The 23,049-nt window shown below is 33.9% G+C and carries 21 protein-coding genes; 9 read left to right on the plus strand and 12 right to left on the minus strand.

Annotation, left to right across the window (positions count from 1 at the left end; genetic code table 11):
* Positions 1-11: 11 nt before the first annotated feature.
* The 6 genes from ISP02_RS11845 to ISP02_RS11870 all read right to left on the minus strand — a co-directional run bounded on the left by ISP02_RS11845 (position 12) and on the right by ISP02_RS11870 (position 5,743).
* Positions 12-1,610 carry a gamma-glutamyltransferase gene (locus tag ISP02_RS11845; protein WP_195721736.1) on the minus strand — a complete coding sequence of 533 codons (1,599 nt, stop codon included), beginning with the start codon at positions 1,608-1,610 and terminating at the stop codon, positions 12-14.
* The gene (locus ISP02_RS11850; protein ID WP_195721737.1) at positions 1,594-1,770 is read right to left on the minus strand and encodes a hypothetical protein; all 177 of its coding nucleotides are present in this window, start codon (positions 1,768-1,770) and stop codon (positions 1,594-1,596) included. The genes ISP02_RS11845 and ISP02_RS11850 overlap by 17 nt, the downstream gene beginning before the upstream one ends.
* The gene (locus tag ISP02_RS11855; RefSeq protein ID WP_195721738.1) at positions 1,760-2,830 is read right to left on the minus strand and encodes a CapA family protein; all 1,071 of its coding nucleotides are present in this window, start codon (positions 2,828-2,830) and stop codon (positions 1,760-1,762) included. Before ISP02_RS11855 ends, ISP02_RS11850 begins: the two co-directional genes overlap by 11 nt.
* A gap of 14 nt (positions 2,831-2,844) precedes the next feature.
* Positions 2,845-3,297, minus strand: coding sequence for a poly-gamma-glutamate biosynthesis protein PgsC (pgsC, locus tag ISP02_RS11860; RefSeq protein ID WP_195717172.1), 453 nt, complete (start codon positions 3,295-3,297; stop codon positions 2,845-2,847).
* A 1-nt stretch (position 3,298) separates the two neighbouring features.
* Entirely contained in the window at positions 3,299-4,459 is a 1,161-nt protein-coding gene (pgsB, locus tag ISP02_RS11865; RefSeq protein WP_195721739.1) for a poly-gamma-glutamate synthase PgsB, read from the minus strand.
* A 447-nt stretch (positions 4,460-4,906) separates the two neighbouring features.
* A complete protein-coding gene (locus tag ISP02_RS11870; protein ID WP_195721882.1) occupies positions 4,907-5,743 on the minus strand; it encodes a ParB/RepB/Spo0J family partition protein in 837 nt (278 codons plus the stop codon).
* Positions 5,744-6,390: 647 nt separating this feature from the next.
* On the opposite strand from ISP02_RS11870, the gene ISP02_RS11875 reads away from it, so the two are divergent.
* The 6 genes from ISP02_RS11875 to ISP02_RS11900 all read left to right on the plus strand — a co-directional run bounded on the left by ISP02_RS11875 (position 6,391) and on the right by ISP02_RS11900 (position 13,927).
* Positions 6,391-7,494 carry a PLP-dependent transferase gene (locus tag ISP02_RS11875; protein ID WP_195721883.1) on the plus strand — a complete coding sequence of 368 codons (1,104 nt, stop codon included), beginning with the start codon at positions 6,391-6,393 and terminating at the stop codon, positions 7,492-7,494.
* A complete protein-coding gene (gene metC / locus ISP02_RS11880; RefSeq protein ID WP_195721740.1) occupies positions 7,491-8,666 on the plus strand; it encodes a cystathionine beta-lyase MetC in 1,176 nt (391 codons plus the stop codon). Before ISP02_RS11875 ends, metC begins: the two co-directional genes overlap by 4 nt.
* Positions 8,620-10,461 carry a bifunctional homocysteine S-methyltransferase/methylenetetrahydrofolate reductase gene (locus ISP02_RS11885; protein ID WP_195721741.1) on the plus strand — a complete coding sequence of 614 codons (1,842 nt, stop codon included), beginning with the start codon at positions 8,620-8,622 and terminating at the stop codon, positions 10,459-10,461. The genes metC and ISP02_RS11885 overlap by 47 nt, the downstream gene beginning before the upstream one ends.
* Entirely contained in the window at positions 10,455-12,698 is a 2,244-nt protein-coding gene (gene metE / locus ISP02_RS11890) for a 5-methyltetrahydropteroyltriglutamate--homocysteine S-methyltransferase (protein ID WP_195721884.1), read from the plus strand. Before ISP02_RS11885 ends, metE begins: the two co-directional genes overlap by 7 nt.
* Positions 12,699-12,724: 26 nt before the next feature.
* Complete coding sequence (locus ISP02_RS11895; RefSeq protein ID WP_195721742.1) at positions 12,725-13,465, plus strand: cyclase family protein; 741 nt, start codon at positions 12,725-12,727, stop codon at positions 13,463-13,465.
* A gap of 207 nt (positions 13,466-13,672) precedes the next feature.
* Positions 13,673-13,927, plus strand: a complete 255-nt coding sequence (locus ISP02_RS11900; RefSeq protein ID WP_195721743.1) for a TM2 domain-containing protein — start codon at positions 13,673-13,675, stop codon at positions 13,925-13,927.
* Positions 13,928-14,024: 97 nt separating this feature from the next.
* On the opposite strand, the gene ISP02_RS11905 is transcribed toward ISP02_RS11900, so the two are convergent.
* Entirely contained in the window at positions 14,025-15,479 is a 1,455-nt protein-coding gene (locus ISP02_RS11905; protein ID WP_195721744.1) for a carbon starvation CstA family protein, read from the minus strand.
* Between the two features lie 231 nt (positions 15,480-15,710).
* On the minus strand, positions 15,711-16,898 hold the full coding sequence (locus ISP02_RS11910; RefSeq protein WP_195721745.1) for a CynX/NimT family MFS transporter: 1,188 nt from the start codon (positions 16,896-16,898) through the stop codon (positions 15,711-15,713).
* 79 nt (positions 16,899-16,977) lie between these two features.
* Between ISP02_RS11910 and ISP02_RS11915 the strand changes: the two genes are divergently transcribed.
* Complete coding sequence (locus ISP02_RS11915) at positions 16,978-17,523, plus strand: helix-turn-helix domain-containing protein (protein ID WP_195721746.1); 546 nt, start codon at positions 16,978-16,980, stop codon at positions 17,521-17,523.
* A 129-nt stretch (positions 17,524-17,652) separates the two neighbouring features.
* Here the strand turns inward: ISP02_RS11915 and ISP02_RS11920 are convergent, their stop codons facing one another.
* Positions 17,653-18,510 (minus strand): ABC transporter substrate-binding protein, encoded by an 858-nt coding sequence (locus ISP02_RS11920; RefSeq protein WP_195721747.1) that lies wholly within the window; start codon positions 18,508-18,510, stop codon positions 17,653-17,655.
* A 1,043-nt stretch (positions 18,511-19,553) separates the two neighbouring features.
* On the minus strand, positions 19,554-19,790 hold the full coding sequence (locus tag ISP02_RS11925) for a hypothetical protein (protein WP_195721748.1): 237 nt from the start codon (positions 19,788-19,790) through the stop codon (positions 19,554-19,556).
* Between the two features lie 141 nt (positions 19,791-19,931).
* On the opposite strand from ISP02_RS11925, the gene ISP02_RS11930 reads away from it, so the two are divergent.
* Positions 19,932-20,132 carry a hypothetical protein gene (locus ISP02_RS11930; protein ID WP_195721749.1) on the plus strand — a complete coding sequence of 67 codons (201 nt, stop codon included), beginning with the start codon at positions 19,932-19,934 and terminating at the stop codon, positions 20,130-20,132.
* Between the two features lie 82 nt (positions 20,133-20,214).
* On the opposite strand, the gene ISP02_RS11935 is transcribed toward ISP02_RS11930, so the two are convergent.
* Complete coding sequence (locus ISP02_RS11935; protein ID WP_195721750.1) at positions 20,215-20,553, minus strand: hypothetical protein; 339 nt, start codon at positions 20,551-20,553, stop codon at positions 20,215-20,217.
* Positions 20,554-20,906: 353 nt separating this feature from the next.
* On the opposite strand from ISP02_RS11935, the gene ISP02_RS11940 reads away from it, so the two are divergent.
* Complete coding sequence (locus ISP02_RS11940) at positions 20,907-20,981, plus strand: type I toxin-antitoxin system Fst family toxin (RefSeq protein ID WP_328806065.1); 75 nt, start codon at positions 20,907-20,909, stop codon at positions 20,979-20,981.
* 131 nt (positions 20,982-21,112) lie between these two features.
* Here the strand turns inward: ISP02_RS11940 and ISP02_RS11945 are convergent, their stop codons facing one another.
* Complete coding sequence (locus tag ISP02_RS11945; RefSeq protein WP_195721751.1) at positions 21,113-23,032, minus strand: PTS beta-glucoside transporter subunit IIBCA; 1,920 nt, start codon at positions 23,030-23,032, stop codon at positions 21,113-21,115.
* Positions 23,033-23,049: the final 17 nt, after the last annotated feature.

Below are 23,049 nucleotides of genomic sequence, written 5' to 3' on the forward strand. Positions count from 1 at the left end.
TATTTCTAGTATTAACGTACTTCTACGTCATTACCAGTTTCAACTTTTTTATCTTTTTTGAAATAGGTTGCGGCTTCAAAGCTACCGAAATTAGGGTTATCTGAACTGTTTATTGTTTTATATCCTAAATCTTTAAATGTTTTGATGTCTTTATCTTTCATGCCGTCTTCATAATAAACCTTTTTGCCGTCATTATAGAAGCGTGGCTTATCAATTACTTGGTTTAATGAGCCTTTACCTCTTAAATAGTTAGACAATGTTTGTTGCATAATCGTCGGTACTTTATTACCGCCTGAAGTACCTGCACCTACGTAATAATTGTCACCCACTACTATTGATGGTGAAATAAATGAACGTGGCGATTTATTGGCTTGACCATAATTATCGCTTGTAGGTGATTTAGAAAATCTTTTCAGTGAATTATTTAAAAAGAATCCTTGTTTGGTATATTTACCTGTACCAAAGAAATTATTTAATGAATTGGTTGAACTAGTCATCTTACCTTGTTTATCTACAACTACAAAATGTGAACCTGCAGTATTAATACGTTGTTGTTTATTATATTTATTTGCAGTGTTTTTATACTTGTCTACACGCTTTAATAAATGTTCATCCGATAAATCTTTACTATCAGTCGATTTTTCATCATTAACTATATACTTAACTTTAGACGTCACATTACGTGCTTTCAAAGTGCTGTCGATAAAGTCTTTACGTGTATCTTCGCCTAGTTGTCCATTAACTGACTGGTCAATTTTTAAACTTTGTAATGTTAACATACCGCCAGTTGGATTTGGCGAAGTATAAACTTTATTATTTAAATAATTTGTTGCAATTGGCTTTTTCATTTTAGTTGAATACTTTTCAAAATCTTTACTAGTTAAATCCCCATTACTCTGTTTCGCAATTTTAGGTCCCATTTTTTTATAAAAATTATCTGCACCGTGATCACGAATGTATTTTAATGTGCTGGCTAAATGTTCTTGTTTTACGACATCACCATTTTTCACTACCTGATGATCTTTATTGAAAAATGGTGAATTTTTATCAATATTCCCACTATATTTTAGTAATAATTTTTCTAAATCGGCATTAACTTGGAAACCATCCTCAGCTAAAGGAATGACATTGTTTAAAATTTTCTTTTCGCTCATCTTTCCTTCTTTGGCATGCATGTCATGCATACCTTTGACAAAACCAGGCACACCCGACTCGTCACCTTGTTTATAGTTATGAGAAGAAACAGCATTATAATCATAAACGTTAGGCGTATCTTTTTTGCCACCAGAATAAGTTAAAGTCGTTCCTTCTCCACCTAAGCCACCAGCAAATGGTTCCGTCACTGCTAGTGCATAAGCCACACCATATGCTGCGTCTGCGGAGTTACCGCCTTCTTGAATGATTTTGTTGCCTATTTCCCGGGCAATTCTATTGTTCGTAGACACACCATATTTCTTTTGGGCATTGTTCTTATTATGTGAAGCAAGCTTGTTTTCATACAATTGATCTTTATCCACTTTATCTTCTTTATTCAGAAAATAAAAACCCGTCGAAATTAATAACGTAATGATAAAGATAATAGTTAAAACTTTTTTACTGTAAATGCTCATGAGATTGACCTCCATCTACAGAAACATGTTTTTCAGTTTTAAGGTCATGCATTTCATATTTATCTAAACTGTCGTCAGCATTGCTCGTAATTATCAATAAGAAAATAGATACGATAATCACTACTATAACTCCGTATAAAATGTAATTTTTAATTTTCATATGTGTAACCTCCTTTTGTTTCTTTTAGTTTGATAGATGAGTCAGAAATACGATTATAGAATTTTTTCTTCTCCATATAACTCATATTATCTTTCGTTATTTTGTCACCTGAAGTTTTAATTGGAGTGATTAAGAAATCACTTTTATCACCATTCCAGGATTGTTGTACGGCTATACTTTTTTTCTTCTCAGAAAGGAAATCATCAGAAGTAACGTTACCTAGACTGTAGAAGATGTTAGCACCTTTATATTTTTCAATCTTTTGAGTCACTGTGTTGTGACCGAGAATGACATCGGCACCCGCTTCTGCTAACGCATGACCATATTCTTTTTGTCTACTTGTGACGTTAGGTTCATCTGGGATACCCCAATCAACGTTTACGACGACCATGTCATTATCTTCCTTCATTTTCTTAACAAGCGGAATAAAGATTTTAGGATCTAGTGTGATGGACGTCGTTGCTTTTCTTGCATCCATATATTTTGAGCTCACGTCCGTAAATGAAGCATAAGCAATTTTCTTACCTTTGATAGTTCTATGTGTCACTTTACTATTTATTGAGTTAGAACCATTTCCAGTAGTAAAGTCATAGCCAAGCTTAGAATTAGATTTTTTCTCAATTTGCTTAATTTGATCTAAATCTACGGAATTATTTGTTAAATTAATACTTGAGAAACCTAAACTTTTTAGAAATGCTATATTTTTATAATTTTTCTCAATATTTCTATTTGGTTTTTCAGCAAAATTATTCACGTTCAGACTGGCTGTTGAAAAATCACTTGATTTAATGATGTTTGAAACAGCAGCAAACATGCCATTTAAATCATTTTGTCTAATGTGTTTATTTAACGTGACGTTACCGAAATACGATAAATGTATGTCATCTTTGTTCTTTGCTAAAACATTAACTTTATCAGTTTTAAAAGTAGCCATAAGAATGACTAATAGTATTACGGCGACGACTAATACGACTAACATGTATATTGAGTTATGCTTCTTTTGATTTTTGGACTTTTTCAATATCCAATCCTCAATATTGAATTTTTTCTTATTCGACATAATTTATCTCCTTCTTACTTGATAAAGCTGTAAGCAAATAACACGACATATGTAATACAAGTTAATAACATACATGATGCCAAGGTCGTTACAGTACCTTGTTTTTGGATTGTATTCGCAATGATACCTGGAATAACAATACCTATACCTGATATTTGAACTACTTCAAACGGTGTTAATGGATATATCAAATCAAAGAGGAACTTCAATATCATACCGGTTAATATCATTGCAGCGAATTTTCTACGTCCATATAAAATTGCCACTTTACTAATACCGTGTGTAACAATGAAATACGTTAAACAACTAATAATCAACACAGAAAGCAACATGACCGGTTGATCAAATACTAAAGCTAAATATCCCGGTACTACTAGACCAGCAGGTGTAATACCAAATTTTTCAGCAAATATTAAACTTAATACTATTCCTACGAATAGTGAAAAATACAACTCTGAACCTACCAAATTAATTCATCCCTTCCAATAAATTAACGACTTTTTTGCCGTTTCCATGTATGTTTCCAACACAAAATACTAGTGCCGATTTAGATTCTGCAAAAATTGCTTCCTCTACTTCACTGAATGATTTACCTTCAAAATTTAAATACTTTTTATCCGGTTGTTGTGTTTTCATTACTTCAGTAACTAACTGCGTACTTTTACCTACGCAAATTAATGTGTCGTAATCGACTTTAGTAATGAAATCTTCGGCAAATAATTTCGTTCTATCTAATCTATCTGCACGGCAATTTAAAATGATGACTTTTTTCTCAAATGGATATTTATAATCGATCACTTTTTGTAAAATCGCTTTTGTGGATTGAGGTTCATTCGCAGCAAAGGCATTAACAAAAATATTTTTCGTATTATTTTTATGATAATAATGCACTTGTACTGCGCCACTATCTGGTGGTGCATTTAACATGCCTTGTAATGCAGTATCTTTATTTGCTCCTACTGCTTCTGCAACGCCCATAGCAATTGCAACGTTATCTGGGAAGACGATATAGTCAAATTTTCTTAATAATGATTCCTCTACTTTTTCTTTATCAACAACGATTGTTTCTGTATTTCTTGACGCTGCGACTTTTTTGAAAAACTCAGTGTAATCGTCCTTCATCACTACAAGTTTGCCGTTATAAGGAATCGTTGCTGTAAATGCTTCTGCAACTTCATCTAAAGTGGGACCTAACGTTTCCATATGATCTTCCAAAACATTGACTATTACGCCAACATTCGCTTTCAATAGTTGGTTTTGAAACACAATTTGATAATCAGGATTAACAGCCATACACTCGTTAACTATAGCTTCTCCACCATTAGCAATTACGTTACTTAAAATATCTTTTTGTTCACCAATATTGGGACCTTGTGGTTTACGAATAACAGGATGTTCTTCCTCTGAGAACCAATACAACATACTTGCGTCAGTACCAGTGGTCTTACCAACAACTTTATAGTCGTCTTCACGTAGAATTCCATAAATCAAACGCGTAATCGTTGATTTTCCTCGTATACCATTAATGTTGATACGGATAGGAATTTTGTTTATACGTTTTTTATGAATATACATTTCTCTGATTCCTAAAATTAGGATTAAAGCAGCAAAGAGTATTATTAAAAACAATGATTTCACCTCAGCAAATTTTTGTCACCAGGACATGCTATCATAACGGATATACATTTAAATGAATATTACATAATTGTTATTTTCTGAAATATTATTACAATTTAACTTCTGTCGCGTTATTAAATCGTAATCTTTCTAAACATTTCTTTAATTCAGAAAAATAACGCTTTCATTCAGCCATAAAGCCAATAGCATCATATGTTCCATCAAATATAGTTGTTGGAAATTAGGTCATTTATATTATTAATTTGGCAAGATATAGTTGTTCAATACAAGTAAAATACAGCGTTAACTTTTATATTTTTTTGTTAACAATGAAACAATAATACAAAAAGTGTTACTCAACATAAAAAAGGTAGACAGCCTCACGACTGTCTACCTACTCTTTAAATAACGCTTTAATTTAATTTGAACATAACTTTATTGCAATTAAAGAATACATAGTTATTCATTTTTGTACTTTTCATTTAGGTGCTGTACTAATCTTTTAAACTCTTCCTCAGATGAAAATTCAAAGATAATTTGTCCTTTGTTGTTTTTAGTAGAGATAGCTACATTAGTCCCATATTGCTCTTTTAATTGGCGTTCTTGTTGCTTAATAAACTTAGGTTTCGCCTTAACGTCTGTCTGCTTATGACTTTGTTTTTGTACTTTATTATCACCAATATATTGTTCTAAGTATCTAACACTCCATGCTTCATGATGCGCTTGTTTAGCCAATTTTGTTATTTCTGTAGTGTTTTTTAATGCTAATAGAGTTCGTCCATGGGCACCTGATAATTCTCCTTGCTGAATCATGCGCATTACCATAGGTGGTAACTGCAGCAAACGCAACATATTAGCAATATATGGACGTGATTTACTTAATCTCTGTGCGACTTGTTGCTGTGTGAGTTCTAAATCATCCATAAGTTTGCGGTAACTTTCTGCTTCTTCTATTGCATTTAAATCTTCACGTTGTAAATTTTCTATAATAGCAAGTTCCATCATATCCTCATCAGATAATGATTTTACAATTGCTGGAACATGGGTTAATTTAGCGCGTTTCGCTGCTCGGAAACGTCTTTCCCCTACTACGATATGATAACCAGTTATTGTCATACGTAATACGATAGGCTGTAATATACCATGCTGCTCAATTGAGCGGGATAAATCATCCAGTTTAGCATCGTCGAAAGTTTTTCGCGGTTGATATGGATTTGGTTTAATTTGGTCTATTGCTATATGTTGAATTACAGAATCATCATCTAGTTGCAATCTTTTGTCTGAAGATTTTACGATGTTCGTCACCTACTTTACAAAATGTCTTCATTTTATTTTAAGTAAATTATAACTTGAGAACAAGTAATATAAATAGTGTTATCAAAGCGTCCAATAACGGGTTCTTATAGTTAGATAATTTAGTTTAATCATAATTTTCAGAAAAATTATTGACAAAGCTTTTTATAATGTGTAATCTATGGTATATCAATTAAGAAATTCATACGAGTTAAACACAGTAATAAGGAAAGTAGAACTTACACTGCTGACACAGAGAGTCTTTACATGCTGAAAGAAGACACAGAAAGAGAGTTTGAAAATGGCCTTTGAGTGTTGATGCCAATATGAGGTGTCACCGGGCGCGCCCGTTATAGCGCTACAGTATTAACATTTGTTAAATGCCGTACTGGAATCATTCGATACGTCGTTAATTTCGTTAATACTCATTTTATAATTTTATAAAGTGAGCTTTTTTATACGATTTTACATTTCTCGAATACATTCCTATTATCATTTTTATTTAACAGATAGCGTACTGGATAAGGTTATTTTAGCAATAAAATAACAAATTAAGGTGGTACCACGAAGCAAGCTTTCGTCCTTTATATCCGATTTATTCGGGTTTAAAGGACGGAAGCTTTTTTATTTTAACAAGGAGGTTATCGATGATGAAAAATACAGAACTTGCTCAAATCGCATTGACAGAAGATCACACTGGATCGTTAGCTAACCCTATTTATTTAGCAACGGCTTACCAACATCCACACTTAGGACAATCAACTGGTTACGATTACACACGTACTAAAAATCCGACACGCTCAGCCTTTGAAGAATCATTTGCAAAGTTAGAAAGAGGTCTTGCATCATTTGCAACCGCGAGTGGCATGGCTGCAATCCAACTTATTTGTAATATTTTCAAACCGGGCGATGAGATTTTAGTGTCCTTTGATTTATACGGAGGCACATTTAGACTATTTGACTTTTATGAAAAACAATACGGTATTCATTTTAAATATGTAGATTTTCTAAATTATGAAGAAGTCGAAAGCAATATTAACGACAACACACGTGCTTTATTTATAGAACCAATATCTAATCCACTAATGATTGAAGTCGATGTAGAACCTTATTATGTATTAAGTAAACAACACGATTTATTAACAATAATCGATAATACTTTTTTAACTCCTTATTTATCAACACCATTAGAAAATGGCGCTGATATCGTCTTACATTCAGGCACAAAATATATTGGTGGTCATAACGATGTATTAGCCGGCGTAGTAACTGTAAAGGACGAAGCAATCGCTGAAGAATTGGCAGCATTGCATAACATGACTGGCGCAACGTTATCACCAATCGATAGCTATTTACTCCAACGTGGTTTAAAGACATTGCATTTACGTATTGATCGTTCTGAATACAATGCTAAATTACTCGCAGAACGATGTAGTAACTTAGATGCTATTGATGAAGTATTATATAGCGGTCGTACAGGCATGCTGAGCTTAAGACTTAATAAAGCATTTAGCGTTGAGAAATTATTAGAAAACATTGAAGTTTGTATCTTTGCCGAGAGTTTAGGCGGTACTGAAACATTAATAACTTTCCCCTATACACAAACACACGTCGATATGCCAGATGAAGAAAAAGACAAACGTGGCATTGATTCACAATTAATCAGATTATCTATCGGCGTTGAAGACTATGAAGATATTGAAGCAGACCTTATTCAAGCATTAGACAAAGCGAAAGTAGGAGTGATTTCATGAGTTTATCCAAAGATACAGAAGTGATTTTCGATTCACATAGAGGACACGATTACGATTCAGCAAATCCGCCATTATATGATTCTTCAACATTCCACCAAAAGGTTCTAGGTGGTGGCGCAGAATACGACTATGCCAGAAGTGGTAATCCTAACCGTAAATTATTAGAAGAAAAATTAGCCAAACTTGAAGGTGGTAGTTATGCATTTGCCTACGCTTCAGGCATCGCAGCTATTTCAGCAGTGTTACTCACACTTAAAGCTGACGACCACGTCATTTTACCTGACGATGTTTACGGAGGTACGTTCCGATTAACTGAACAAATATTAACGCGCTTTAATATTCACTTCACAACTGTAGACACAACGGATATTTCACAAATCGAACAAGCTATCGAAGATAACACTAAATTAGTGTATATAGAAACACCTTCTAACCCTTTATTTAAAATCACAGATGTTCGTGTCACTGCAAAAGTTGCACATGATCACGATTTATTATTAGCCGTAGATAATACGTTTATGACTCCTCTTGGTCAATCACCGTTAGAACTTGGTGCGGATGTCGTTGTACACAGCGCTACTAAGTTTCTAGGCGGTCACAGTGATATTATTGCTGGCGCTGCAATTACTAATGATAAAACATTGGCAGATGCACTCTATCTATTACAAAACGGTACAGGTACTGCCCTTTCCGCACAAGATAGTTGGACATTAGCAAAACATTTAAAAACATTACCAGTAAGATTTAAGCAATCTGTAGATAACGCACAAAAACTTGAAGCATTTTTACAACAACGTGATGAAATTGCTGAAGTTTATTACCCAGGAAATGACAAATTACATTTATCTCAAGCACAACATGGTGGCGCTGTTTTAGGCTTTCGTTTGAAAGACGAAAATAAAGCTCAAGCTTTTGTCGACGCCTTAACATTACCTTTAGTATCAGTAAGCCTTGGTGGTGTAGAAACTATTCTGTCACACCCCGCGACAATGTCACACGCCGCGGTGCCTAAAGAAGTTCGAGATGAACGTAACATCACTTTTGGTCTATTTAGATTAAGTGTTGGTTTAGAAGATCCTGATGAACTGATTGCTGACTTGAATTATGCATTGAAGGAGGCTTTTAATGGCTCAACTATTAGACAAACTCAAGAACAACATACTAGTCGCTGATGGCGCGATGGGTACGATACTTTATTCTGAAGGACTAGATACATGCCCAGAGGCTTATAATTTAAGTCATCCCGAAAGAGTAGAGCGTATACATCGTACTTATATAGAAGCCGGTGCAGACGTTATTCAAACTAACACTTACGGAGCAAACTTTGAAAAACTCAAAGCTTTTGGTTTAGAACATAAAGTAAAAGATATCCATAAGGCGGCAGTAAATATTGCCAAAAAAGCCGCTTTAGATGACACATTTATTTTAGGTACAGTCGGTGGGTTTCGAGGAGTTAGACAAGAAGAATTAAGTCTATCTGCGATACTGTATCACACTGAAATTCAAGTTAATACTTTAATTGAAGAAGGTGTCGACGCCTTACTTTTCGAAACATATTATGATTTAGAAGAACTAACAAATGTTATTCAAGCAACACGGAATAAATACGACATTCCTATAATCGCACAATTAACAGCATCAAATACCAATTATTTACGAGATGGCTCAAAAATCAATAACGCTTTACAACAGGTTGTCGACAGTGGTGCAGATGTAGTCGGACTAAATTGTCACCATGGTCCTCACCATATGCAGCAATCATTTTCACATATCGAATTGCCAGACCATGCATATTTATCATGTTATCCAAATGCGAGCTTGCTTGATTTAAACAATAGTGAATTTAAATATAGCGATAACGCAGAATACTTTGGTCAAGTTGCTCAAAAATTGATAAACGAAGGTGTCCGTCTAATTGGTGGTTGTTGTGGCACGACGCCAGAACATATTCATTATATTAAATCATCAATTGAAGATTTAACGCCTGTACACAACAAAAAAGTGATACCTATTACGAAACAAGACACTTCAACAAAGTCTGCGGTACCTACAGAAAACTTGACGGCAAAAGTTAAACGCGGCGCAACGATTATCGTTGAGCTAGATACGCCAAAACATTTAGATACAGAAAAGTTCTTCGAAAACATTCAAAAACTAGACGATGCTGAAATTGATGCAGTGACCCTTGCCGATAATTCATTAGCAACCGTACGTATTAGCAATGTTGCCGCTGCAAGTATTATTAAACAGAACTATAACATCGAACCACTCGTTCACATCACTTGTCGCGATCGCAATTTAATCGGCTTACAATCGCACCTTTTAGGCTTATCTCTCATAGGCGTTAATGAAATATTAACTATTACAGGCGATCCTTCAAAAGTAGGTAATTTACCAGGCGCCATGAACGTATTCGATGTAAATTCTAAAGGTTTAACAGAAATTGCCAAACGTTTTAACCAAGGTATCAATACTGACGGTGATGCGCTGAAGAAAAAGACAAACTTCAACATCGCAGGAGCATTTGATCCAAATGTAAGAAAATTAGATGGCGCAATTAGGCGTCTAGAAAAGAAAATAGACAGCGGTATGGATTATTTCATTACACAGCCTGTTTATAGTAAAGAAAAAATCAAAACAGTTTATGAAGCAACAAAACATTTAGGCGTACCATTCTTTATTGGCATTATGCCAATTACTAGTTATAACAATGCATTATTTTTACACAATGAAGTACCCGGCATTAAGCTTTCAGAAGATATACTTACGCGCTTCGAAGCAGTTAAAGACGATAGAGATAAGACGAGAGAGCTCAGCATTGAAATATGTAAAGAGCTTATCGCTACAGTTCATGAATATTTTAATGGCTTGTATCTCATCACTCCTTTCCAGCGTGCAGACTTATCTCTTGAACTCGCAGCATATTCTAAATCGATTACTTCAAATTCACAGGAGGCAATATTATGACAATTAAAACATCAAATTTAGGTTTCCCAAGATTAGGTAGAAAAAGAGAATGGAAAAAAACAATCGAAAATTATTGGTCAAACAAAATTACTGCAGATGAATTAAACCAACAGTTATCTGATTTGCACAAAGAAAATCTATTACTACAAAAGAATTATAATTTAGACAGTATTCCAGTTGGTGACTTTTCTCTTTATGACCATATTCTTGATACTTCATTATTATTCAACATCATTCCAGAACGTTTCCAAGGTCGCGAAGTAAATAATGACTTATTATTTGATATCGCACGAGGTAACAAAGAACACGTAGCTAGTGCATTAATCAAATGGTTTAATACAAACTATCATTACATCGTTCCAGAATGGGATAATGCAGAACCAAAATTAAACCATAATGTTTTATTAGAACGCTTTAACTATGCACGCTCGTTAAACGTTAATGCTCATCCTGTTATTGTAGGTCCGATCACTTTTGTCCAACTTTCTAAAGGTGGTAACCAAACATTTGAAGAAAAAGTAGAAACATTACTACCATTATATAAAGAAGTTTTACAATCGCTCGTAGACGCTGGTGCTGAATATATACAGATCGACGAGCCCGTTTTAGTAACTGATACAAGCGAAGACTTTGAAGACATTACACGTCACGCTTACGACTACTTTGCCCAAGCTGACTTAGGTAAAAAGCTAGTTATTCAAACATACTTTGAACGTGTAAACTTAAAATTCTTAAACAGCTTACCCGTAAAAGGATTCGGTTTAGACTTCGTACATGATAATGGCTATAACTTATCACAAATTGAAGCTGGCGCTTTATCTAAAGATAAAACATTATATGCTGGTATTATCGATGGACGTAACGTCTGGGCAGCTGACATTGAAGCTAAACAATCATTAATCGAAAAACTTCAAAATTATACATCTGAGCTAGTCATCCAACCTTCATCATCATTACTGCACGTACCAGTTTCTTTAGATGATGAAACTTTAGACGAATCTATTGCTGAAGGTCTAAGCTTCGCTACTGAAAAATTAGACGAATTAGACGCGTTAAGACGTTTATTTAATGAAGATGACAGTAGTAAGTTTAATGATCTAAAAGCGCGTTATGCACGTTTCCAAAACCAATCATTCAAAAACCTTGAATATGACTTTGATAGTGTTCGTTCTTCTCGTAAATCACCATTTGCTGAACGTCGTAAAGAACAAGATGCACAATTAAATTTACCTGATTTGCCAACTACAACTATCGGTTCATTCCCTCAATCACAAGAGGTTCGTAAACAACGTGCTGCATGGAAAAACAACCGTATTACAGATGCTGAATACAATGAGTTCTTAGAAAGTGAAATTGCTCGTTGGATTAAAATTCAAGAAGACATTGGCTTAGACGTACTTGTTCATGGTGAATTCGAACGTAACGACATGGTTGAATTCTTCGGCGAAAAATTACAAGGTTTCTTAGTGACTAAGTTCGGTTGGGTTCAATCTTACGGTTCTCGTGCTGTTAAGCCACCGATCATTTACGGAGACGTTAAATGGAACGAACCATTAACAGTAAAAGAAACATTGTATGCGCAAGGTTTAACAGACAAACCAGTTAAAGGTATGTTAACTGGCCCTGTTACAATCTTGAACTGGTCATTCGAACGTGTAGACTTACCTCGCGAAGAAGTTCAAAACCAAATCGCTTTAGCAATTAACGAAGAAGTATTAGCTTTAGAAGACGCTGGCATCAAAATTATCCAAGTAGACGAGCCAGCATTACGTGAAGGTTTACCATTACGTTCTGAATACCATGCTGATTACTTAAATAAAGCAGTACATTCATTCAAACTTGCTACATCTTCAGTGGCAGATGCTACACAAATTCATACACATATGTGTTATTCTCAATTTGGACAAATCATTCATGCTATCTATGATTTAGATGCTGATGTTATTTCAATCGAAACATCACGTAGCCATGGTGATTTAATTCAAGACTTTGAAGACATTACGTATGATTTAGGTATTGGACTTGGTGTATATGATATTCATAGTCCACGTATCCCTACTGAAGAAGAAATTACAACGGCGATTGACCGTGCCTTACAACAAATTGACCGTTCATTATTCTGGGTTAATCCAGATTGCGGTTTAAAAACACGTAAAGAAGACGAAGTACGTGAAGCATTAACTGTATTAGTTAACTCAGTAGATAAACTACGTAAAACAAAGTCAGCTACTGTCTAAATAATAAATTGTAGGTGATGTTATCAATGAGTTATCCATTATGGAACCAACTTGAACAACTAAAAAGTACAGAATGGGTCGATCTTACACACAAGTTTGACGACTCCATTCCATGCTTCAGCGAAGACGAGCGTGCAAGTGTACAACCATTAGCAACTGTGAAAGATGATGGTTACTATGTTCAACGTTGGAATCTCGTTACTCAATACGGTACACATCTCGATGCACCGAATCATTTTGTGAATCATGCCCGCAGTCTAAATGACTTTGATTTAACAGAATTTGCGCTACCGTTGATTGTCTTAGACTATGCGTCAGAAGTCGCACATAATGCAGACTTTATCATCACTAAGGAACATTTACTTCAATGGGAACGTACTAACGGTAAAGTCGAACCACACACGTTTGTCGCCTTAAGAACAGATTGGTCCAAACGTTGGCCCGATACAACAAAATTTGTAAACAAAGATAAGTATGGCCAACCTCATACCCCGGGTTGGAGCAAAGATGCATTACAGTTTTTAATCGAAGAGCGTCAAGTAAAAGCAGTCGGTCACGAAACTTTCGATACAGATGCTGCTATCGATGCAACACGTAACGAAGATTTTGTCAGCCAACGTTATGTACTCGGACAAGACATTTTTCAAATTGAACTGCTTACCAATTTAGATCTATTACCAGCCCGTGGTGCTATTATATTCACGATATGCCCTAAAGCTAACGATGCACCCGGTTTTCCGGTACGTGCGTTTGCTATAAAACCGTAAATAGATTTTTGCACATTAAAGATGTACTCTAGCCATTATGTACATCCGTAATAAATTTGTTATTAAGCGACTTGAGCCCTCGTTTAGTAATAAGCTCTCTTTTTCAATTATGATATATAACAAGTAGGTCGCCGCCTACTTGTTTTTTTATTTTACTTTAAGTTAAGATGTCCCTAACGCTTTAAATAGATATAAGGAGTGAAGAGCATGACATCGAACAACTATGCACCACAACAACGTAGTATCGTTATCGCTTATATTTTATGGTTCTTTTTAGGACAACTCGGTGTACACCGTTTTTATTGTGGTAAAACCACTTCAGGTATTTTCCAACTCATTCTAGCCGTCATTGGTTGGGCTACCGTAGCAATTTTCATTGGTTACCTTTTCTTAATCTTATTAGGTCTATGGCTTTTTATCGACATATTCTTAGTGCCAAGCATGTGTAAGCACCCAAATTAATAAGATATAAGCTAATGTTTCACGTTAAACATTATATTAAAAAGCACAAAAAGAGACTCCTTAGTGTAAGGAGTCTCTTTTTTTACATATATACTGCTTAACCAATTTGTTGTGTATTCGATATTGGATAGTCCAGTTTAAATGATTTAGCAGAAACCATCTTTTTATATTGGTAATTAAAATAAATAATCCATAGCAACGTCAATGCAAAACCAATATAATAGCTAAGCGTTAAATCTAATCCTAAACCTATCTTCTGGCTTAATATATAGACAAAGATATTCCATGTCATAAAGACTGCTGGAATCGCTGCCACCCAAAAGTTCTTTTTAGCTATTAGTAAATACATTGCACCTACCCATAATGCTACAACAGCTGTCGTTTGGTTAGCCCAAGAGAAATAGCGCCATAATACTGTGAAATTAACTTGAGTTAACCCAAAGCTGATAATAAATAAAGGTGCTGCGACGATAATTCTTTTCATCATGCTGCGTTGACCAACGTTTAAGTAGTCGGCGATAATCATACGTGCACTTCTAAATGAAGTATCTCCGCTCGTAATCGGTAAAATGATTACTCCAATGACCGCTATCGTACCAATGACTGAACCAAGTAATAAATTAGAAGCCTTACTTACTACTAACGCTGCTTCGCCACGATTCAATACGTCTTGTAATCCGCTATAACCATGGAATAAACTCATACCTGCAGCCGCCCATATCATAGCGATAATACCTTCAGCGATCATCATGCCATAGAAAATAAAACGCGCATTTTTCTCTTTATTTGTCGTTCTAGAAATGATAGGCGTTTGCGTCGCATGGAATCCAGATAAGGCACCACATGTAATCGTAAAGAAGAGTAATGGGAAAATTGGTGCGCCAGAAGGATGCATATTTTTTAATTTCAGTTCGGGAATGGGTGCACCCGTTTGAATTAATCTAAACCCAATACCTAGCGCACTGATTAATAATAACGCACCAAATATTGGATAAATACGTCCAATAATTTTATCTATTGGTAGAATTGTAGATAAAATATAGTACACAAAAATTACGAAAATAATAATACCTAGCGCAATACGGCCATCCATTAAGTTATATAATAATAAGGCTGGACTTGTAACGAAGACCGTCCCAGTAAGTAATAATAATAAAATAGAAAAAATATTAACGAAATGTTTCATCACATTACCTAAAAATTTCCCTGCTAATTCAGGTAAATGTGCACCTTTGTTACGAATTGAAATCATACCTGTTAAATAATCATGTACCCCTCCAGCAAAAATACAACCGACTACTATCCATATAAATGCAACCGGGCCATATAATGCACCCATAATCGGTCCAAAAATAGGTCCCACACCGGCGATATTCAACAACTGTATTAACGAGTTAGACGAAGTCTTCATCGGCAAATAGTCTACGTTATCACGTTGGTTGTATGCAGGCGTCGGTCGCTCCGATTTAGGACCGAACATCTTATCAATATACTTACCATATGTAAAATAGCCAACGACAAGTAAGATAATTGATACAATAAAAGTAATCATATAACTAATCCCCCTAATGTCATATTAATGTAAGCGTTTTCTTAATTTAACCATAACTTTTTACTTATCACAATATGCCTGGGCATATTTTATGCTATTTTATATAATAAAACTGTATTTTTATTAGCTGTAACATGGTGATTACGTAGTTATAATGTATGAAAAGTTCATTGAACAACAAAAAAGCTTATCTCATATGTCGTGAAATAAGCTTCTTAAAATCATCAAGTATTATTTTACATTTAATGTCTGTTCTATCGTTTTATTTTTACCAGCGCCAGCACCAAATATCATAATAGCAAGTGCAGTAATTAATAATATACTTAGTGAGAGTATCCAACTGCCTGAAATATCGTGTAAGATACCGAAGAACAATGGCCCTATGGCCGCAAATAAGTAGCCTACCGATTGAGACATGCCAGATAGTTTAGCAGCCGTCGTACCGTGCTCTGCTCTTAAACTGAAAAATGTATTCACAAGACCGAAGGCTAACCCGCTAGCAATACCAATTAAGATAGCCGCTAATAATGCCCAAGTTGGCTCAAACATCATAATAATAACACCAATCACGAACAATGCGCCTGTACCAAACGTTAATGCGTATTGTGATTTCATTTTTGTAGCGATAATAGGTGTTATGAATGTTAGTGGTATAATGGCTAATTGTAAGATTGATAAATATAGACCCGCCTTGTCGAGTGAGAAACCTTGGCTTTTTAAATATTCCGGTAACCAGTTTACTAATGTGTAGAATAATAGCGATTGCCCACCCATAACGAGCGTAATTTGCCATGATAACGAGGATTTCCACACGTTTACATCAGTAGAAGCAACTTGAGATGTTTCTTCCGGTTTATTTTTTAATTGAAATACCCAAACAATCAATGCTATTAATGTAACTATGCCGATTATGCCTAAAGCTATATTATAGTGAAAATGCTTCACAAGCGGGGCCGTTGTATAAGTAGACGCGCTACCAAAGACGTTCATAACTACCGTGTAATATCCTGTCATAATACCGATACGTAGTGGAAATTTAGCTTTGATAAAAGCTGGTGCCAAGACGTTCCCAAATGCGATACCAATGCCTAGTAATACTGTACCAATATATAACCATGAAACATGCGTAATTGATCTAACAACGATGCCGATAAAAATAAGAATCAACGCAATGAATATCGTCTTCTCTAAACCTAAATGTCGACTCGTTTTAGCCGCAAATAATGAAACGATAGAGAATGCCAACAACGGTACAATAGTTATAAAGCTGACTGCCGTATTAGATAACATTAATTCGTCTTTTATATGAGGTAATGCTATGCCTATTGATGTGATAGGCGCCCTTAAATTAGCCGCTACAAGTAATATAGCTATAAATAACAACCAATTCATTTTAGTGTGAGCTGTATCTTGTTTCATATAAATGTCCTCCTACTAGTTCAAAAACAACACACTAAATGGTACAATATGTTCGATATGAAGTAAAGGACTGATTTTTATGAGTAATATTCAAAATGTCATTGCATGTAATTTAATGGCCTATCGCAAGAAAAATCAATTAAGTTTGGATAAGATGTCAAAGCTTACCAATGTGAGTAAAAATATGTTAAGCCAGATCGAAAGAGGAGAATCTAATCCTACAATAACAACTTTATGGAAGATTGCTAACGGTTTACATCTATCCCTTTCAGAACTGACTACTCAACAGCAAGATAACGTTAACTTTATCGATAGTACAGATATCTTGCCTATTGAAGATGATAATGTCGTTGTCTACCCTTATTTTCCATATGATAAATCCAGACAATTCGAAATGTTTAAGATGGAAATACAGCCTGGTTGTGAGAAGGCTTCGGAAGGTCATCATTTAAACTCCGAAGAATTTATCATTGTAAATAAAGGCATGTTAACCATTATTGTAAATGATGAGGTATATAATATTGATGAAACACAGGCTTTACGTTTTAATAGCGATATCCCCCACACTTATCAAAATAATACCACTGAATTAATTACCTTTACTGCGACAGTTTATTATCAATAACTAGGCTTCAAAATTGTAAAAAGCACCCTGTTTATAATAATGAGGATGCTAATTTGTATATACATATAAAAATGGTTGATTAGCTTATTCTACAACTAATCAACCACTTCATTATTTATATATTAAAAACTATTCTTTTAGGTTAGCTAATGTTTCGATAATATCTTCAGAAGCCACTAAGCCACGTAATTTAGCCCATTCATCTCTGTTTACAAAGTGAACTCTATTATTTTTCACAGCATCAATGTCATCCCATTGGTTACTATTTTGAAGTTTATTCAAGTCATCGTCATCACTATCTTCAACCATGACAATTAATCTTTCTGGATTAACGTCAGCTAATTGTTCATATGACATTTCTAAATAATCCGCTTCTCTATACGCTGGCAATTTATCTGCGATTTTGTCATTAAGTGCATTTTTAAAACCTAATTTACCTAAAAATTCACCTACATACGTTTTTGCCGAATGCGCAGTCACACCTTGTTCAGATACTACGACAGCTAATGTTTCTTTATTCTTATCAATAGAAATTTGATTATTATAGTTATTTACTAAGTCTTGATGGCTGTCTAAACGTTCTTTAGCCTCTTTAGATTTAGAAACAGCAGTACCTATACGTTGGAATACTTCTAATGTTTCTTGATATCCTGCATCAAAACTGCTAAATAAAATCGTAGGTGCAATTTCACTTAATTCATCATATATATCTTTATGACGCTCAGCATCTCCAATAATTACTTGTGGAGCTGCAGAACGAATTGATTCAAAATCTGGATCGATACGAGTACCAACTGATACATAGTCACCAACTTCTTCTTGGATTGGTGATATTAAATTCGTACTGTCATTATCATCAGCAATACCTTTAACGTTTATATCTAAAGCAACTAATGCGTCAACGAATGAAAATTCTAACGCAACTGCTGAATTAATATTTTCTGGTAATTCAGTAGTTCCTGCATCATGCTTAAATTCGAAAGTCATTGTATTACCTCCTTTGATTGGTTACATAATTATTATTCCACGATGTGTGTAAGTCAAACATAGTTGATAATCATAAAACGTTGTTAAATCGCATGTTCTCAGTGTTTAATCACTCCAAATCACGTCCTTTGTTCTTTTGATAATTGTCCTTAATCATTTCTGATGATACTGAAGAAACAAACATCAATATGAATAGTGTGATTATCATATATGGAATATCTTCTAAAAATACCAGTGTAAGTGCCAATCAAACATCATATGCGGAGACATGACTGCATCTAAAATTTAAGTTACAATCTCTTCAAAAACATTCTCTTTTTTGCTCAACAATAACATAATTTCATCATTCCAATTTCCTTATGGTTTGTAAGTAACACGCCAATTTAGTTAGCTAACTCAATACCAATTCCAATTCTCAATTTTCTCTGCATAATTGCATGTTTTAACATTGGTTATCTGTTGGTTTCCAGAAAAGTATTACAGAAGAATAGAATTAAAAATAAATGATAAACCAAGTACTTAAGTAACTTTGATTTATATCATGGGCTATAAAAACAAACATTATGATTGCCATAATCAATAAGTCAAAAACCTTAGCCACTTCAAAACCATCAATCCTTTGTTATGAATTTTTTGCCATACAATAATTTTATTTAAAAGATGATTTTACGTAATTAAGGTTTTTCTTGGTGCTTTGATATTAATTATTTTTACTATTGCTATACTCATCATTGCGTTTTTTGCTTTGGAGAGTATATTGCTAATTGAATTATAATTTTTAATAATAAAGATATAGGCAAAATACAATTTAAAATAAATCTTATTTTAGGCCATAGATAAATATTAATCTTCCAATCAGATACTTCCTTGTTATATGCATTTATCAGACTTAATTTTATGTATACTTATGAATTTTTGAAACATATATTCTCAAATCCCTTTTATGTATTTTATATGTATTAAAAGTTGGGGACAAGATTGATAATTTATATTACCATGGTGGTGCTTTATCATTACCTTTTTTTAATCATATATTTAATTGTCTAAATACCACCTGATGCAATTCGTCCTGCACCTGTAACACCAGCTATTGCAATTACAATTGAAGCAACTGTAGATTCTGCACTAACAAACTCTATTACTCTACCGGCAGTTACATCTGTTACTCCAACTTTAGTTACAAAATTTGCAAATTCCATAGAACTTGAAGAATCTCTAGAGATGTCTCCAATCAATGTTCCAAATAAAACTACTAATAAGCTAGCTACTACAAAAAACACACCGTACTTAATTAAACTTTTAGTGTTGTCATGTTATACTCCCCTTATTCATCCCCTCAACTTTATATAAAAATAATAGAATGTTATATCAATTATTTCTAAAGAACATTATTGTGCTATTATTCGTCTTAAGGAGGTTCTATGATGTTAACTATATTAATAATATTTTTATTTATTAACGGATTACCGGCTCTATATTATGGAAAAAAATATTTTAGCTTAAAGAAAAATAAAGCATCAGATAAAGAATTCAAAAATCTTTCTGAATCTATGATGAAATCAGAGAGAATAGTTCTTCCTGTTTCTATAATATTACTATTAGTTTTATACTTCATTAATTAATATTATATTCATTTGGTTTATTACTAAGTCTTATTAACAAACTAAAACATATACAATAAGTTTATTAAATAATAATTTTTATTCATTTTAAAATATTCGATATATAAGCTCCTAAAAAACCGTATAATAACAATATGATAAGCGCTACAAATGACCAAATAAAAGCAGATCTTTTAGATAGTTTACTAGTATAATAATATACAATCCCTATTAATAATACTTTGAAAAATAATTGTAAATCTATTACCCCCAAATATAAATCTCCTGATTTAAATATATTTAAAGTAGTTATTTTTACTGATGTTAAAGTTAAGCCAAACATTTTTTGTATTACTAAAACTATAGATTCAATATTTAATGTAACAATCATATACGATACTGAAGCAGCCCTTATAGCTTGAGTTGATGCTTTCGACTTCATGACTCTAGATATCAAAAAAAATTGTAAATACTATTAAAGTAATTAAAAACCCTTGAATCAATCCTTGGAAAGAGTCAGTTAAACTTTTTCTCAACAATGCACAAATAATTGAAAAAAAGAAAAACAAACAATAATCGAATTGTCCATATGGGATTTGTATGTAGTAAAGAATTTGAAAAACACAAGAAAATAGAGATAAAGTAGGTTAATCATTTTAAGGTAACATATTTCAACGTACCAGAATCGTCCATGCTTAACAATTTTCAAGTGATATAACAGCGGAGTCGTCTATCTCTTAGACGTCAATTGACGTAGAGAGGAGATGTTAATCCATGCTAGAAATCCTTGTTTAGATCACTATCACAGTCATCAATAGTTGTATCATCGCGTTATTTACTCATTGGTTACGCAAGCGCGATGATAAATAGGCGACTAGCCACATCAAAATCCCCTTACTACTCGCAATAGTAAGGGGATTTGATGCATAAATGCATGACATTTTTGTTTATTAAATTATAACACCATAATTATAGAGGAATTCAAAACTATGTTCTTACATTTATTTATGATTAACTCTGGCAGCCTTTTGATTGTATATCACTCTGCCTTCTTTTTCTAACGAAAGCTTATTGACTTTTTCTCTGCTATTAGTAATTACTACAATAACTGTAGTGTCTTTATTTAAATCACTCACTTTTGAACGATTCATTGTCGCAATTTTTTGACCTTGCTTGATTCGTTGACCTTGTTCTACAAATACTTCAAATACTTTTTCTTTAATATTTACCGTATCAATACCCATATGAACTAGAATCTCTAAACCACCTTCTGTTTCCAAACCAATTGCATGATTCGAATCAGAAACCAATGTAATTGTACCAGATATAGGCGCGCTCATCTCATCTGAAGATGGTAAGATAGCAAATCCTTCACCCATCATTCTTTGAGAAAACACTGGATCATTTACAGAAGAAAGCGCAATGAGCTCACCTTCAGTTACTGCATTTAATGTATTTGCTTTTTCTTCACTCATACCTTTCTCATCTTCAACAGAAGTTGCACTGACATTTACTGTGGCAACGTCTCCATCTTTTGGAATACCGAAAAGTTGTGTGAGTACAAATCCTAATACTAATACAAAAACGCCTAAAATAATATATGTTAATAGTTGGCTGAAATCATAAATGTACATTAATGGTGAAAGTATAACAGCTAACCCATATGAATTTGCTTGAATATTAAGTAAAGCTAATATACCTCCACCAACCGATGAACATAGTAGCATAATACCTAAAGCTTTAATGCCTGATCTTAATACGATACCAAATAGCGCAGGCTCACTTACGCCTAACAATTGGGTAATCGTTGCACTGATACCAGCTGTTTTAAATGCACTTTTTTTACTTCGTAATGATAACGCTAAGGTAACACCTGCATTGGAGAAGCCATACATCGCACATAAAGTGATTAATGGATTAAATCCTGTTGATGCTAGCAATGAAGTCTCTACAATAATGAACATGTGATGTAAGCCTGTCATAACTGCTAATGGGTAAAAGAATCCAATTAAGAGTCCACCAATACCAAATGGTAAACCGATAAACGTTTTAACAACGGATATGCCTCCACTTTCTATAATGTGGACGATGGGTCCCATTACAAATAATGAAAATGCCATGATAATTAAAATAACAAAGAAAGGTGTAAATATTAAATCTAGAGCATTTGGCATTACTTTTCTTAGTCGTTTTTCTACTTTTGCTCCGACAATACCCGCAAATAATGCAGTCAATATACTTCCTTGATAACCAACAATTGGGACAACGCCTGCCACCATAATAGGTTTTGCATCCCCACTTGCTACTTCATAAGCATTCGGCAATGCCGGAGACACCAACATTAATCCTATGAGAAAGCCAATAATCGGTGTTCCACCAAATGTCTTAAATGCACTCCACGCAATAAATGCTGGTAAAAAACTAAAAGCTGTATCTGTCAATACAGTTATTAACGTTTGAATCACACTCGGAATCATGTCAGGCGTCAATCCAAATAACGACAATACGGATTCATTAAAAATAACTCCTTTTAACCCTAGAAACAACCCTGTAGCACCAAGTACTGGGATAATAGGTACAAAGACATCAGCTAACAATCGAATCGCGTTTTGGAGCCTGCCTTGTTTCTTTTCTTTCATTTTTTCTTTCGTAACATTTTCAAATTCATACATTTTTGCCATTTCATCATGCACATTATTAACTATACCTGTACCTAAAATAATTTGATATTGTCCACCTGTATAAAATACCCCTTTGACTTCATCAATCTCTTCTATTTTTTCATCATCTATTTTTTTACGATCTATCACAGATAACCTTAATCTCGTTGCACAATGCGTTGCACTATCAATGTTATCCTCACCAATGACATCCACAATTTCTTCGGCTATTTTTTTATATTTATCATTTGTATTTCCCATTACTTTCACCCCTATGA

The sequence above is a fragment of the Staphylococcus durrellii genome (assembly GCF_015594545.1).
Classification (GTDB): Bacteria; Bacillota; Bacilli; order Staphylococcales; family Staphylococcaceae; genus Staphylococcus; species Staphylococcus durrellii.